The following is a 14,131-nucleotide window of genomic DNA, read 5'->3' on the forward strand; positions in this document are numbered from 1 at the left end:
CCCGACGGTCTCGGCGCAGCCGACGCGCCGCCCGAGAAGTCGAGGTTCGATGTTGCCTGTCAGACGGTTTCTGCTCCTCCCGCTACTGCTGGTGCTTTCCCTCACAGCCTGCGCCGAGCGCCAGGAGGACACTCCTCGGGACTCGGCCGACAGCAGTGGTTTTCCCGTCGAGCTGAAGCCCGAGGGCGCGCCCGCCGTCACGCTGGAGGAGCGCCCCGAGCGCATCGTGTCGCTGTCACCGTCGGCCACCGAGGTCCTGTACGCCGTCGGAGCCGGTGACCAGGTGGTGGCCGTCGACGAGATGTCGACCATCCCGGAACAGGCCCCGCGTACGGAGATGTCGGGCTTGAACCCCGATCCGCAGCGGATCGCCGCGCACGACCCCGACCTCGTCGTCGTGGAGTCGGACACCGACGGCAAGCTGGCCGACGCGCTCGCCAAGACCGGAACGCCCACGCTGGTGCTGCGAGCCCCGGAGACGCTGGACGCGATGTACGCGCAGTTCGAGCTCGTGGGCAAGGCCACGGGCCACGCGAGCGAGGGCGAGGACCTGGCCCGGCGGACGAAGGAGGAGATCGAGAAGCTGGTCGCCGACGCGGGGAACGCGGGCGAGAACCTGAGCTACTACCACGAACTCGACCCGAGTTACTACAGCGTGACCTCCGAGACCTTCATCGGTCAGATCTACGGCCTGTTCGGCCTCACCAACATCGCCGATCGGGACGACCCCTCCGCGCACGGCGGTTATCCGCAGCTGTCGGCGGAGACGATCCTTTCGGCCGATCCCGACCTCGTCTTCCTCGCCGACACCCAGTGCTGCGGACAGACCGCCGAGACCGTGGCGAAACGCCCCGGTTGGGACACGTTGACCGCCGTGAGAGAACACCGGGTGATCGAGCTGCAGGAAGACTCCGCGTCCCGGTGGACGCCGAGGATCGTCGACTTCGTCCGCACCGTGGCCGACGGCGTGGCGAAGGTCGCCGACTGATCGTGCTGAAGCGCTCGGTACGACGCGCTCGCGTCCGCGGACGCGAGCACACCACCCGGCTGCGACCGGGCACGGTGCTGCTCGCGCTCGTGGGACTGCTGGCCGTCGGTGTGTTCGCCGTGGTGGTCGGGGCCGGGGATCTGGGCTGGCAGCGCGTGCTCGCCGAGATCGTCGCCCAGGTCACGGGGACGATGTCGCCGCTGTCGGAACGCGAAGCGGCCATCGTCTGGGAACTGCGCGTACCTCGGGTGTTGCTCGCCGGCATCGTTGGTGCCGCTCTCGCGAGCGCGGGCGCCACCTTCCAGGGGGTGTTCCGCAACCCCCTGGCCGACCCGTACCTTCTCGGGGCCGCGGCCGGCGCGGGCATGGCCGCCACCCTCGTCATGGTGCTGGCCCCCGCCGTGACGACGTGGCCGGTGGGGCCCGTGCCGCTGGCCGCCTTCGCCGGCGCGCTCGGCGGGGTGGGGCTGAGCTGGATGTTGGGGCGCTCCGCGAGTGGGACGGGTACCGCGACGCTGTTGCTCGCGGGAGTGGCGGTGACCGCGTTCCTGACCGCCGTCCAGACGTTCGTGCAGCAACTCGACACCGACACCCTCCAGCGGGTGTACACGTGGACGCTCGGCGGTCTCAACGTGAGCGGGTGGACCGACGTGTGGCTGGCCCTGCCCTACGTCACCGTCGCCGCGGTGGTGCTGTGCCTGTGCGCCCGGCTGCTGGACGTCCTCACCCTCGGCGACGCGGAGGCCGCTTCCCTGGGAGTACGGCCCGGCCTGCTGCGACTGGTACTACTCGGAGCGGCTTCGCTGGCCACGGCCGCCGCCGTCGCGGTGAGCGGGCTGATCGGGTTCGTCGGCATCGTGGTGCCGCACGTGGTACGTCTGCTCGCCGGAGCGAGTTACCGCGTCATCGTGCCGCTGTCCCTCGTCGGTGGTGCCGCGTTCCTGATCCTCGCCGACTACGTCGCCCACACCGCGATGCCGGGCGAACTTCCCCTCGGCGTGGTGACCGCGTTCGCGGGAGCCCCGTTCTTCGCCGTCGTCCTGCACACGACGAAAGGACGTGCCTCGTGACGGCCCTGCGACTCGACGGCGTCGGCGTCGCCTACGGCGGCAAGGCGGCGGTACGCGACATCTCCCTCGCGCTGGAGCGAGGCGGGTGGCTCGCCGTCGTCGGCCCCAACGGAGCGGGCAAGTCCACCCTGTTGAAGGCCGTCGCCGGGCTCGTTCCCCACGACGGGTCCATCACGGTGTACGGCACGCCCACCGACACCCTGACCCGGCGTCAGCGAGCCACACTCGTCGGCTACGCCGCCCAAAGCCCCGTGCTCCCGGACAAGCTCACGGTCACCGACTACGTGTTGCTCGGGCGTACCCCGCACCTGGGGCCGCTCGCGCGGGAGACGGCCGCCGACCTCGACATCGTGCGGGAGGCACTCGACCGGCTCGACCTCGGAGGCCTGGCCGGACGCAACCTCGACACGCTCTCCGGCGGGGAACGCCAACGCGCGGTCCTGGCGAGGGTGCTCGCCCAGCGGGCCCGGCTGTTGCTGCTGGACGAACCCACCTCGGGGCTCGACATCGGGCACGCCCAGGCCCTGCTGGAACGGCTCGACGGACTCCGCAGGGAGGACGGCATCACCGTGGTGACCACGCTGCACGACCTCACGTTCGCGGCCCAGTACGCCGACACGCTGGTGCTGATGGACCACGGCGAGGTGGTGGTGGCGGGCTCGGGCCACGAGGTGTTGACCGCGGCTCGCCTGCGCACGCACTACGCAGCCGAGGTCGAGGTGCTCACCACCACGGCCGGGCATCCGGTCGTGGCCCCGATCCGTTCGCGGTGAGCCGGGCTCGGTGACCGTCTCGGCGACGACTCACCCGACCTCGGTCCGCGCCGTCGCACCGCCGGCGCCTCCGGAGCCGTCCCGGCCTCCGTCGTCGGCGCGGTCGGTGGTGTCGGTGTCCTCCTCACCGGAGCCGTCGCCGCTGGGCTCGACGCCGTCACCCGCCGCTCCCCCGTCGTCGGGGTCGGTCGCGAGATCCTCCGGCCGTTCCCTCGGGCCGCGACGCTTGGCGAGCACCAGGTACGCCACCGCACCGGCGAAGACCAGGATCGACGTCCACACGTTGACCCGCAGACCGAGGATGTGGTTGGCCTGGTCGGTGCGCATGAGCTCGATCCAGAACCGGCCCGCCGTGTACCCCGCGACGTAGAGCGCGAACGCACGCCCGTGCCCGAGCCGGAATCGCCGGTCGGCCCACAGCACGAGCAGCGCGACCCCGAGGTTCCACAGCAGCTCGTAGAGGAACGTCGGGTGCACGACCGCCAGCGGCACGTCGGTGACGGCCACGCCGTTGAGCGCGTCGGGCAGCCCCGTCTCCGGGTCGATCCGCTGGTAGATCTCCAGGCCCCACGGCAGGTCGGTCGGCCCACCGTAGAGCTCCTGGTTGAAGTAGTTGCCGAGACGCCCGATGGCCTGCGCGATCACGATGCCGGGCGCCACCGCGTCCGCGACGGCCGGGAGCGGGATGCCCTTGCGACGGCACGCGATCCACGCCCCCACCGCGCCCAGGGCGATGGCACCCCAGATGCCGAGACCGCCCTCCCAGATGTAGAGCGCCCGGATCGGGTCCTTGCCCTCCCCGAAGTACAGCTGGTTGTCGGTGATGACGTGGTACAACCGTCCGCCGACCAGCCCGAACGGCACCGCGAACACCGCGATGTCGACGATCGTCCCCTTGGTGCCGCCGCGTTGCACCCATCGACGTTCCCCCAGCCAGATGGCGAGGATGATTCCCGCGATGATGCACAGGGCGTAGGCCCGCAAGGACAGGGGACCGATCTGCCAGACGCCCCGGTCGGGGCTCGGGATGTTCGCGAGGAAGTAAGCCGACGCGGTGTTCACAGGGTCACCGTAGCGCGACGCCGCGCACGCCACTGCGGCCCCCGGCACGATTGACTCTTTACCGTGAATCCGCTGCCCATCGGCAAGCTCACCGCGCGGGGCGGCGAACCCCCTCGGCGAGCTCCGACGTCAGCTCGGCCAGCGGTCCGGTGCCCTCCGCGGCCTTCGAGACCAGGGCTGAGCCCACGATCACCGCGTCGGCGAACGAGGCCACCTCGGCGGCCTGGTCACCGGAGCGCACCCCGAGGCCGACTCCGACGGGCAGATCCGTGTGCTGCCGGGTGCGTCGCACCAGCTCCGAGGCGGCACTGCCCACGGTGTCCCGCGCGCCCGTGACGCCCATGACGGCCGTCGCGTACACGAAGCCCGTGGTGGCCTTCGCCGTCAACGCGATGCGGTCGTCGGACGACGACGGCGCCACCAGGAAGATCCGGTCGAGGCCGTGCTCGGTGGAGGCGGCGATCCACTCCGACGCCTCGTCGGGGGTGAGGTCGGGCGTGATGAGCCCCAGACCGCCCGCCGAGGCCAGGTCGCGGGCGAACGCGTCGACCCCGTAGCGGTGCACGGGGTTGTAGTAGGTCATCACGACGGCCCTGCCGCCCCGCGAGGCGACCGACTCCACGACCTCGAACAGATGCCTCAGCTTGAAGCCGTTGCGCAGTGCCGCGTCGGCGGCCCCCTGGATGGTCGGGCCGTCCATCACCGGGTCCGAGTACGGAACCCCGACCTCGACGAGGTCGGCACCGGCGTCGACGGTGGCCGCGATCAGTTCCTTCGAACCGTCCACGGTCGGGTACCCGGCGGGCAGGTACGCCACCAACGCCGCCCGACGCTGCGCCTTGGTGCTGTCGAACAGCTCGGCCAGCCTGCTCACACGTCCTCCACAAGGTTGAAGTACCGGGCGGCGGTGTCCACGTCCTTGTCACCCCGTCCCGAGAGGCTGACCACGATGTGGGCGTCGGGGCCGAGTTCCCTGCCGAGCTTCAAGGCCCCCGCGAGCGCGTGCGCCGACTCGATCGCGGGAATGATGCCCTCGGTGCGCGACAGCAGCTGGAACGCCTCCATCGCCTCGGCGTCGGTGACGGCCCGGTACTCGGCCCGGCCGGTGTCCTTCAACCAGGAGTGTTCGGGACCGACGCCCGGATAGTCCAACCCGGCCGAGATCGAGTACGCCTCGGTGGTCTGGCCGTCCTCGTCCTGCAACAGGTAGGACAGCGCACCGTGCAGCGTGCCCGGCGTCCCCTGCGTGAGCGTCGCGCCGTGTTCTCCGGTGTCGAGGCCCTTGCCGCCCGGCTCCAACCCCACCAGCCGAACCTCGGGGTCGTCGATGAAGCCGTGGAAGATGCCGATGGCGTTCGAGCCGCCTCCCACGCACGCGGCCACCACGTCGGGGAGCCTGCCCGTGAGCTCCAGGATCTGCCTGCGGGCCTCCTCGCCGATGACCCGGTGGAAGTTACGCACCATGAGCGGGAACGGGTGCGCACCGGCCGCCGTGCCCAGCAGGTAGTGAGTGGTGTCCACATTGGTCACCCAGTCGCGAAGCGCCTCGTTGATGGCGTCCTTCAACGTCCGCGAACCGGTCCGCACCGGCACCACCTCGGCGCCGAGCAGCCGCATGCGGGCCACGTTGAGCGCCTGGCGCTGCGTGTCCACCTCGCCCATGTAGATCACGCAGTCGAGGTCGAGTAACGCGCACGCGGTGGCCGTGGCCACGCCGTGCTGCCCCGCCCCCGTCTCGGCGATCACACGGGTCTTGCCCATGCGCTTGGTGAGCAGGGCCTGACCGAGCACGTTGTTGATCTTGTGCGACCCGGTGTGGTTGAGGTCCTCGCGCTTGAGGAAGATGCGAGCCCCGCCCGCGTGCTCGGCGAACCGCGGGGCCTCCGTGAGCAGCGACGGCCTGCCCGCGTATCCGGTGAGAAGTCGGTCGAACTCCCGTGTGAACTCGGGGTCCGTGCGCGCCTTGTCGTACTCGGCCGCCAGTTCGTCCAGCGCGCCCATCAGCGCCTCGGGCAGGTAACGGCCCCCGTACGGCCCGAAGTGCCCGCGCTCGTCGGGGTCGTGCGGGGTGACCGCGTGGTTCGTGCTCACGGCATCCGCTCCCGTCACCGGCTCGGCCTCGGGCACGCCGGGTGAGAGCCCGCCGTCACGAGCTTCACAAGAGCTCCCTTCGGGTCGTCGGACGCGACCAGCCCCTCCCCGACGAGGACTGCGTCGGCACCGTGCCCCGCGTACGCCATGAGGTCACCGGGCCCTCGCACGCCGGACTCGGCGACCTTGTAGACGTCCATGGGCAGTCCCGGCGCCAACCGGCTGAACACGTCCCGGTCCACCTCCAGCGTGTGGAGGTTGCGCGCGTTGATGCCGATGACGGACGCGCCGGCCTCCAGCGCGCGATCGGCCTCCTCCGCGTTGTGCACCTCCACCAACGCCGTCATCCCGAGGGACTCGACCCGGTCGAGCAGCGACACGAGGGCGTTCTGCTCCAACGCGGCCACGATCAGCAGCACCAGGTCGGCGCCGTGCAACCGGGCCTCGTGCACCTGGTACGGGCTGACGATGAAGTCCTTGCGCAGCAAGGGAACGTCGACCGCGGCCCGGACCGCGTCGAAGTCGGCCAACGACCCACCGAAGCGACGAGACTCGGTGAGCACGCTGATCACCCGCGCGCCCGCGTCCTCGTAGTCCTTCGCGAGCGCCGCCGGGTCGGGGATCGCCGCCAGCTGCCCCTTGGAGGGGCTGCGACGCTTGACCTCGGCGATCACGGCGATACCGGACTCGCGGAGAGCGGCCATGGCATCCCTGGGCTCGGGTGCCGCCGCGGCACGACGCTTGAGTTCCTCGAACGGCAGTGCCGCCTCGCGCTCGGCGAGATCGGCCCGCACGTCGGCGATGATGTCTTCCAGAACGCTCACCGGGCGGCCCCACCGGGAGTCACGAAACCTGTTGATTCACTCGCAAGGTGGCTCACAAAAACCTTCCCCTTCCCGCCGATTCGATGCTAACCCGCGTGGTGCCGCGCACCGGCCCGGGGTCGTGTTCACCTTGCCCGCCAGCCACGAAACCTCAAGTCAATGATCGCGTGTCGTGGGGTCCTCACCCTCCGACAACGCGTTCCACAGGTCCGCGTCGGGATCGCCGGACCGCGAACGGGCCTTCCTGGCCCCCGGCGCGGAGTACTTCGCCCCCATCCGGGGCAGCCGATGGCCCCGCCACACGAGCACGACGCCCGCGACCGCGTACAGCGCCGCCGCCGCCAGCGCCGCGGCGGGCCCCGCCCACGTCTTCGTCGGCTCGCCGGGGATCTCGTCGTAACCGGGTGCTCGAACGAACAGGTCGACGTCGTAGGCCGAACCGCCCAGCACGAGCACCGTCACCCACACGGCCACCGCGACGAGCACGACGCCCAGCACGCGCCGGGCGACACCGCGCAACGCCAGCGTGGCGGCGACGGCGGCCAGGGCCAGAAGCGCCAGCGGGACGGGCCAGGTCACGAGGTCCCCACCCGACAGCTCCTCGCGCAACTCGCCGTCGACGACGGTACCGGGGGGAACGTCGAGCCACGTGAACGACGAGGCCCCCCACAGCGCCGCGGCGGCCAGCGCCAACGCCGCCACGACGCTCCACAGTAGACGCTTGGAGGAGTCAGACACTCGGATCGGCCGCCTTCGCGGGAGCCATCGTGTCGGCCGCGGCCACAGCCGACAGCACGGTCCTCGCCTTGTTGAGCGACTCGTTGTCCTCGTAGTCCGCGTCGGAGTCCGCGACCACGCCCCCGCCCGCTTGCACGTAGGCCACACCGTCCCGCATCAACGCCGTCCGGATGGCGATGGCGGTGTCGGCGTCACCGGCGAAGTCGAGGTAACCGACGATACCCCCGTAGAGGCCCCGGCGCGTGGGTTCCAGCTCCTCGATGAGTTCCATGGCCCGAACCTTGGGCGCCCCCGACAGCGTGCCCGCGGGGAAGCACGCCAGCACCGCATCGAATGCGGTGGCGTCGTCCGCCAGCTCGCCGGTGACCGTCGACACGATGTGCATCACGTGGCTGTAGCGCTCGATGGTGAAGGAGTCCACGACCCGGACCGTGCCCGGACGACACACCTTGCCGAGGTCGTTGCGGCCGAGGTCCACGAGCATCAGGTGCTCGGCACGCTCCTTCTCGTCGGCCAGGAGGTCCTTGGCGAGCTGCATGTCCTCCTCCGGGTCGGCACCCCGCCACCGCGTCCCCGCGATGGGGTGGGTGCTCGCCCGGCCGTCACGCACGGTGACAAGTGACTCGGGGCTGGAGCCCACGATGTCGAATCCGTCCAACCTCAGCAGGTACATGTACGGGCTCGGGTTGGAGGTGCGCAGCACGCGGTACACGTCCAGCGCGTCGGCGTTCGTCCGCATCTCGAACCGCTGCGACGGCACGATCTGGAAGGCCTCACCGGCGTGAATGGCCTCCACGGCCTTGTGCACGGCGGCGTGGAAGTCCTCCTTCGTGCGCCGCCGGGTGAACTCGGGCTCGGGGCGTCGGAACACCGCGTTGGTGGCGGGCGCGGGGCTGGCCAGCCGCTCGGTCATCACGTCCAACCGCCGCAGGGCGTCGTCGTAGGCCGCGTCCACCCGTTCGGGGGAGTCGTCCCAGTTCACTGCGTTGGCGATGAGCGTGACCGTGCCCTCGTGGTGGTCGAACGCGGCGAGGTCGGTGGCGAGCAGCATCGTCAGCTCGGGGATGTCGAGGTCGCGCTCGGCGAGCTCGGGCAGGCGTTCGAGCCACCGCACCGCGTCGTAACCGATGTAGCCCACGAAACCACCCGTCAGCGGGGGCAGGCCGGGAAGCGGCTCGGTGTGCAGCTTTTCGAGGCTTTCCCGCAGGACGGTCAGCGGGTTCCCCTCGGTGGGCAGCCCCGCCACGGGCGTGCCCGTCCAGACCGCCTTCCCGTCGCGGACGGTGAGCGCGGCCCGGCTGTCGACCCCGATGAACGACCAGCGCGACCAGGACTGCCCGTTCTCGGCCGATTCCAGCAGGAACGTACCGGGCCGGTCGTTCGCCAGTTTGCGGTACAGCGCCACGGGCGTGTCCGCGTCGGCGAGCAACCGCCGCACCACCGGGATGACCCGCCGGTCCCGCGCGAGCGCCCGGAAGTCGTCACGACTCGGGCTGACCTCACCCAGTCCGCGGGCCGCGGTGTGGAGATTCTGGGCAGTCACCATGCGTTCATTGTGCCGCCGTCCGCGACCGGACCTTCAGCGGGTGATTTCAACAGCGGTGGAAATACTAGTCCGTTCGTGGGGCATCATGGTCGACATGGCGATCGCGAAGGGGAACACGGCAGCGCGGAAGACCTCCCGTCGGCGGGGACGGCGACCGGCGGGTGAGGACACCAGGGCAGCGTTGCTCGCCGCAGCCCGCGAGATCTTCGCCGAAAGCGGCTACCACCACGCGACCGTCCGGACCATCGCCGCCAGAGCGGGCGTGGACGCGGCGATGGTGAACCACTGGTTCGGCAGCAAGGAAGGACTGTTCGCGCAGGCCGTGCTGCACGTGCCGTTCGACGCCCGCGAGGTCGTGGAGAAGGTGACGGCCGACGGGGTCGACCGCCTCGGCGAGAACATCGTGCGCCTGTTCGTCACGACGTGGGACGGCGCGAGCGGTCAGGGATTCGTCGCGCTGATACGCAACCTCACCACCCACGAGGAAGCGCTGGACGTGCTCAAGGGCCTGCTGCTGAAGAAAGTGTTCCCGGCCGTCACGGCGGCGACGGGCAGCGACCACCCGGAGCTGCGAGCGGCGTTGTGCGCCACACAGGTGCTCGGTCTCGGCATGGCCCGCTACGTGGCCGAGATCGAACCGCTCGCCTCGGCCGACGTCGAGACGATCGTGGCCCTGGTCGCGCCCACCCTCCAGCACTACCTCACGGGTGATCTCGGACCGACGAAGGGCTAACCGGCCTCACGCGGGCCGATCGGCGAGCAGCACCCGTTCGTCACCGTCAAAACACGTGTGGGTGCCGGTGTGGCACGCGGGACCGGTCTGGTCGACCCGCACCAGCAGCGTGTCGGAGTCGCAGTCGAGCCGCACCTCGCGGACGTACTGGGTGTGACCGGACGTCTCCCCCTTGACCCACAACTTGCCCCGGCTGCGGGAGAAGTACGTCGCCCTGCGCGTGGTGAGCGTGCGGTGCAACGCCTCGTCGTTCATCCACGCCACCATCAACACCTGCGAGGTGGAGTGCTCCACCACCACCGCGCACACGAGACCGTCGGCGTTGCGCTTGAGCCGTCGCGAAAGCTCCGGGTCGAGTTCGCTCACCGGACCTCGACGCCTCCCTCCCGCAGTGCGGCCTTCACCTCGCCGATCTTCATCTCCCCGAAGTGGAAGACACTCGCGGCCAGTACCGCGTCCGCCCCCGCTCGCACGGCGGGAAGGAAATGCTCGACCGCACCGGCCCCGCCGCTCGCGATGAGCGGCACCCTGACGGCGGCCCGCACGAGTTCGATCAACTCCAGGTCGAAGCCCTGCTTGGTGCCGTCGGCGTCCATCGAGTTGAGCAGGATCTCGCCGACCCCGAGTTCCTCGGCACGCGCCGCCCACTCCACGGCGTCGATGCCCGTGCCACGCCGCCCACCGTGGGTGGTGACCTCGAACCCGGACTGGGTCGGCGTTCCGCCCTCGGGCACCCGCCGGGCGTCCACCGACAGCACCACGCACTGGGCACCGAACCGGCGCGACGCCTCACGCAGCAACTCGGGCCTCGCGACGGCGGCGGTGTTGATGCTCACCTTGTCGGCCCCGGCCCGCAGCAGTCTGTCCACATCGTCCGTACTGCGCACGCCACCCCCCACGGTGAGGGGGATGAACACCTGCTCCGCGGTCCTGCGCACGACGTCGAACGTGGTCTCGCGGTTGCCCGACGACGCGGTGACATCCAGGAACGTCAACTCGTCGGCGCCCTCGGCGTCGTAGAGACGCGCGAGCTCGACGGGGTCTCCCGCGTCCCGCAGATCGGCGAAGTTGACACCTTTGACCACCCGACCCGCGTCGACGTCGAGACAGGGGATGACTCTCACCGCGACGGACATGGCGTCCAGCCTAACCGGGGCGGAAGAAGCCCGAGCCGAGTGACGCCGCACGCTCGCCGCGTCCCCATCACTACCGTCCGCGCGTGGCCCGAACGTGGGGCGACCGGCCGGATCTCTACAGTGATGCCATGACACTCGCCTCGGTGGGGGACGTGCGGACCGTCCACGACTCACGACCGGGGGACGGCGCGGCCTCGGCTTCGCGACCCAAGCGAGTTCGACGCGCCCGTTTCGCCCCCATCGCCTCAGTGTCCGCGGGCACCGCCCTGATCGGCTTCCACGCCTCGCTCTACGGCAACTGGCTCATCGACGACGCCGCGATCACGTTCGCGTACGCCCGCAGTTTCGCCGAGGGACTCGGCCCCGTCGTACAACCGGGCGCACCGCCGGTGGAGGGCTACTCCAACCCCACCTGGCTGCTGCTGTTGGTCCTCGGCAAGTTCGTCGGCCTGTTCGACAGCGGAGCGCTCTTCGGCATCCCCGACTACGTGTTGTTCCCCAAGGCGCTGGCACTGCTGTGCTGTGCGGGCGTCCTCACGTTGAGCTACATGGCCGCGCGCAGGGTGTTCCCTCGTCTGGCGTGGGTGGTGCCGCTCGCCGCGGGAGCCGCGCTCGCCGCCATTCCGTCCTTCGTGATCTGGACCTTCTCGGGGCTGGAGAACCCGCTGTACGCACTGCTGCTCGTCGGGCAAGCGGTGTTGCTGTTCCGCGCGGTGCTGGACGACCGGCTGCTCACGACGAAGGTGGCGCTGACGGCCGGGGCCCTCGCGGCGCTCGCCGCCCTCACGCGACCCGAGGGTTTGATTTACGCGGGCACCTACCCGCTGGTGCTGCTCATGCGGCTGCGGCGTGCCACGTTCGCGACGAGCGTGCGCCGCTGCGTGGAGTCGACGTTGGCGTTCGCCGTCCCCGTCGGCGCCTACTTCGGCTGGCGGTACGCCACCTTCGGCCAGTGGCTGTCCATGCCGTCCGTGGCGAAGGCCCAGGACCTCCCCACGTTGGTGGACATGACCCGCCCCGGCGAACTCGTGTCCTACCTCGGCGCGCTGGCGGTGTTGTTCCTTGCGGGCGTGATCGGACTGGCTCTCGCGAAGGCCTCGTGGTGGCGGCCGGGGCTGCTGGCCGTGCTCACGCCGCTCGGCCTCGCGGTGATCGCCTACGCGGTGCTGGAGCCCGACTGGATGGAGCAGTACCGGTTCGCCACTCCGGTGTGGGTGCTCGGGACTCTCGCCGCCACGCTGGCGACCGTCGAGGTGCTGCGCTCGGTGAGCGTCCGGGCGCGGGCCTGGCTGGCCACCGGCCTGGTGGCGGCCCTGCTGCCCACCGGCGCCGCCTTCGCCGAAGCGTCCGAGGAGTTCCGGGCCGACCCCAACATCTCCGCCTGCTACGTCGCCGACCGGTTCGGCAGGGTGTTCAACGGCTACGCCGACATCCTCGGTCTCGAACACGCGTCGCTGTTGATCCCCGACCTCGGCGGTTCGGCCATGACCAGCCGGTTGGAACTGATCGACATGGCGGGGCTGACCCACGCGAAGTTCGCCGAGATGGCCAGAGCGGGCGATCGCAAGGCACAGGCCGAGTACGTCTACGAGGTGGCCAAGCCGACGTTCATCCACGTACGAGAGCCGTGGAGCAGCGGCACCAGCATCGGCTGGGACCCAAGGCTCGAACGCGACTACTACCCCCTCCACTACGACATCTACCAGGGCGAACCCCACGGCGACTGGGTGCGCAAGTCGGCGGTGCCCACTCCGGAGCTGCTCGCCGAGCTGCGCGACTACGCCCGCCGGTCCGCGGGCTGGGTGGAGGAGCGAGCCGGGGCGTCCCCGCTGCGGGATTGCGGTCCGACGATGCAGCGCGGACAGACCGGCCTGTCCGAACCCTTCCCCGGCGACGACCGGAGCCCGGAACCCGCCGGTCGTCCGGAGGCGGCGGCGCGCTGACGCCTCCGGACGTTCCCCGTAAGCTCCCGACCCGGCACGATGAGGCAGATGGACATCGAGAGCGAACTGGCACGGCTGGATGCCGAGAAGTACGTCTCCCTGGTCACGTTCCGCAAGACCGGTGTCGGCGTGGCGACGCCGGTCTGGATCGCCAGGGACGGCGACGAACTGCTCGTCTTCAGCGAGCGGAACGCGGGCAAGGTGAAGCGCATCCGCAACGACCCGCGAGTCGAGCTGACCGCCTGCGACATGCTCGGGCGCAGGACCCACGGCGCCACCGTCACCGGCAAGGCCCGCATCCTCGACGACGAGGGCAGCGCCCGCGCGCGTCGGGTGATCGCACGTCGGTACGGTCTCGTCGGCCGCGTCACCATGTTCTTCAGCCGACTGCGTGGCGGCCCACAGCGCACCGTGGGCATCGCCATCACGCTCTCCGACTGACGCCCTCCCTCGCAGGACGGCGCCTCACGCGACGGCCGCGAGGGCCTCGGGCAAGGTGAACGCTCCCGCGTACAGGGCCTTGCCCACGATCGCGCCCTCCACTCCGTCGGGCCGCAGCGCGGCAAGGGCACGCAGGTCGTCGAGGCTGGACACGCCGCCCGACGCGATCACCGCGGCGTCGGTGCGGGCCGTGACCTCCCGCAGCAGCTCCAAGTTCGGGCCGCGCAGGGTGCCGTCCTTGCTCACGTCGGTGACGACGTAGCGCTGGGCGCCGTCCCGGTCGAGCCGCTCCAGCGTCTCCCACAGGTCGCCGCCGTCCTTGGTCCATCCCCGCGCGGCGAGCCGGTGGCCTTCGTCGGTGATACGGACGTCGAGCCCGATGGCGACCCGGTCACCATGCGTGGCGACGACGCGTGCGCTCCACTCCGGGTCCTCCAGGGCGGCCGTCCCGAGGTTCACTCGGCGGGCCCCCGTGGCGAGGGCCGCTTCGAGGGAGGCGTCGTCCCGGATACCGCCGGACAGCTCCACGTTCACGTCGAGCTTGCCGATCACCTCGGCCAGCAGCTCGCGGTTGGAGCCCTTGCCGAACGCGGCGTCGAGATCCACCAGATGGATCCACTCGGCGCCGTCTCGCTGCCAGGCCAGCGCCGCCTCCAACGGCGATCCGTACGAGGTCTCCGTGCCCGCCTCGCCCTGCACGAGACGGACGGCCTGACCGTCGGCCACGTCCACGGCGGGAAGTAGTGTGAAGCTCACTGGGCCACTATAGGAACCGACGGCGCCGCG

General features: G+C 70.7%; 15 protein-coding genes. 6 read left to right on the plus strand and 9 right to left on the minus strand.

The window, feature by feature from the left end; genetic code table 11:
- Positions 1 to 49: 49 nt before the first annotated feature.
- Genes SACGLDRAFT_RS15420 through SACGLDRAFT_RS15430 form a run of 3 tightly spaced genes read left to right on the plus strand, consistent with a single transcriptional unit; the run spans position 50 to position 2,831 of the window.
- Complete coding sequence (locus SACGLDRAFT_RS15420; protein ID WP_005465765.1) at positions 50 to 988, plus strand: ABC transporter substrate-binding protein; 939 nt, start codon at positions 50 to 52, stop codon at positions 986 to 988.
- Positions 989 to 990: 2 nt separating this feature from the next.
- Positions 991 to 2,058, plus strand: coding sequence for a FecCD family ABC transporter permease (locus SACGLDRAFT_RS15425; protein ID WP_005465766.1), 1,068 nt, complete (start codon positions 991 to 993; stop codon positions 2,056 to 2,058).
- Positions 2,055 to 2,831 (plus strand): ABC transporter ATP-binding protein, encoded by a 777-nt coding sequence (locus SACGLDRAFT_RS15430; RefSeq protein ID WP_005465767.1) that lies wholly within the window; start codon positions 2,055 to 2,057, stop codon positions 2,829 to 2,831. The genes SACGLDRAFT_RS15425 and SACGLDRAFT_RS15430 overlap by 4 nt, the downstream gene beginning before the upstream one ends.
- 30 nt (positions 2,832 to 2,861) lie before the next feature.
- Here the strand turns inward: SACGLDRAFT_RS15430 and lgt are convergent, their stop codons facing one another.
- The 6 genes from lgt to SACGLDRAFT_RS15460 form a co-directional block, all read right to left on the minus strand.
- Positions 2,862 to 3,893, minus strand: a complete 1,032-nt coding sequence (gene lgt, locus SACGLDRAFT_RS15435) for a prolipoprotein diacylglyceryl transferase (protein WP_051036266.1) — start codon at positions 3,891 to 3,893, stop codon at positions 2,862 to 2,864.
- Positions 3,894 to 3,981: 88 nt separating this feature from the next.
- Positions 3,982 to 4,767: a tryptophan synthase subunit alpha gene (trpA, locus tag SACGLDRAFT_RS15440; protein ID WP_005465770.1), complete on the minus strand. Its 786-nt coding sequence runs from the start codon at positions 4,765 to 4,767 to the stop codon at positions 3,982 to 3,984.
- Entirely contained in the window at positions 4,764 to 6,020 is a 1,257-nt protein-coding gene (gene trpB, locus SACGLDRAFT_RS15445; RefSeq protein WP_005465771.1) for a tryptophan synthase subunit beta, read from the minus strand. Before trpB ends, trpA begins: the two co-directional genes overlap by 4 nt.
- A complete protein-coding gene (trpC, locus tag SACGLDRAFT_RS15450; protein WP_005465772.1) occupies positions 5,999 to 6,808 on the minus strand; it encodes an indole-3-glycerol phosphate synthase TrpC in 810 nt (269 codons plus the stop codon). Before trpC ends, trpB begins: the two co-directional genes overlap by 22 nt.
- A 156-nt stretch (positions 6,809 to 6,964) precedes the next feature.
- A complete protein-coding gene (locus tag SACGLDRAFT_RS15455; RefSeq protein ID WP_232283978.1) occupies positions 6,965 to 7,510 on the minus strand; it encodes a Trp biosynthesis-associated membrane protein in 546 nt (181 codons plus the stop codon).
- 28 nt (positions 7,511 to 7,538) lie between these two features.
- On the minus strand, positions 7,539 to 9,092 hold the full coding sequence (locus SACGLDRAFT_RS15460) for an anthranilate synthase component I (RefSeq protein WP_005465774.1): 1,554 nt from the start codon (positions 9,090 to 9,092) through the stop codon (positions 7,539 to 7,541).
- An 85-nt stretch (positions 9,093 to 9,177) separates the two neighbouring features.
- Here SACGLDRAFT_RS15460 and SACGLDRAFT_RS15465 point away from each other — a divergent pair, with 85 nt between their 5' ends.
- Positions 9,178 to 9,825, plus strand: a complete 648-nt coding sequence (locus SACGLDRAFT_RS15465) for a TetR/AcrR family transcriptional regulator (protein WP_005465775.1) — start codon at positions 9,178 to 9,180, stop codon at positions 9,823 to 9,825.
- 6 nt (positions 9,826 to 9,831) lie between these two features.
- Here the strand turns inward: SACGLDRAFT_RS15465 and hisI are convergent, their stop codons facing one another.
- Entirely contained in the window at positions 9,832 to 10,191 is a 360-nt protein-coding gene (hisI, locus tag SACGLDRAFT_RS15470; RefSeq protein ID WP_005465776.1) for a phosphoribosyl-AMP cyclohydrolase, read from the minus strand.
- Positions 10,188 to 10,961, minus strand: coding sequence for an imidazole glycerol phosphate synthase subunit HisF (hisF, locus tag SACGLDRAFT_RS15475; RefSeq protein WP_005465777.1), 774 nt, complete (start codon positions 10,959 to 10,961; stop codon positions 10,188 to 10,190). The genes hisI and hisF overlap by 4 nt, the downstream gene beginning before the upstream one ends.
- A 128-nt stretch (positions 10,962 to 11,089) precedes the next feature.
- On the opposite strand from hisF, the gene SACGLDRAFT_RS15480 reads away from it, so the two are divergent.
- A complete protein-coding gene (locus SACGLDRAFT_RS15480; protein ID WP_005465778.1) occupies positions 11,090 to 12,904 on the plus strand; it encodes a hypothetical protein in 1,815 nt (604 codons plus the stop codon).
- A gap of 39 nt (positions 12,905 to 12,943) precedes the next feature.
- Positions 12,944 to 13,345, plus strand: coding sequence for a PPOX class F420-dependent oxidoreductase (locus tag SACGLDRAFT_RS15485; protein ID WP_005465779.1), 402 nt, complete (start codon positions 12,944 to 12,946; stop codon positions 13,343 to 13,345).
- A 24-nt stretch (positions 13,346 to 13,369) separates the two neighbouring features.
- Here the strand turns inward: SACGLDRAFT_RS15485 and priA are convergent, their stop codons facing one another.
- Positions 13,370 to 14,101, minus strand: coding sequence for a bifunctional 1-(5-phosphoribosyl)-5-((5-phosphoribosylamino)methylideneamino)imidazole-4-carboxamide isomerase/phosphoribosylanthranilate isomerase PriA (gene priA / locus SACGLDRAFT_RS15490; RefSeq protein ID WP_005465780.1), 732 nt, complete (start codon positions 14,099 to 14,101; stop codon positions 13,370 to 13,372).
- Positions 14,102 to 14,131 lie beyond the last annotated feature (30 nt).

Origin of the sequence: Saccharomonospora glauca K62, assembly GCF_000243395.2 — a bacterium.
In the GTDB taxonomy this organism is placed as follows: Bacteria; Actinomycetota; Actinomycetes; order Mycobacteriales; family Pseudonocardiaceae; genus Saccharomonospora; species Saccharomonospora glauca.

Bases quoted from the DNA above. Each gene is read 5' to 3' on its own strand.
- SACGLDRAFT_RS15420 (WP_005465765.1), top strand. From the start codon at position 50: ATGTTGCCTGTCAGACGGTTTCTGCTCCTCCCGCTACTGCTGGTGCTT.
- SACGLDRAFT_RS15480 (WP_005465778.1), top strand. From the start codon at position 11,090: ATGACACTCGCCTCGGTGGGGGACGTGCGGACCGTCCACGACTCACGA.
- hisF (WP_005465777.1), bottom strand. From the start codon at position 10,961: ATGTCCGTCGCGGTGAGAGTCATCCCCTGTCTCGACGTCGACGCGGGT.
- SACGLDRAFT_RS15485 (WP_005465779.1), top strand. From the start codon at position 12,944: ATGAGGCAGATGGACATCGAGAGCGAACTGGCACGGCTGGATGCCGAG.
- SACGLDRAFT_RS15465 (WP_005465775.1), top strand. From the start codon at position 9,178: ATGGTCGACATGGCGATCGCGAAGGGGAACACGGCAGCGCGGAAGACC.
- SACGLDRAFT_RS15460 (WP_005465774.1), bottom strand. From the start codon at position 9,092: ATGGTGACTGCCCAGAATCTCCACACCGCGGCCCGCGGACTGGGTGAG.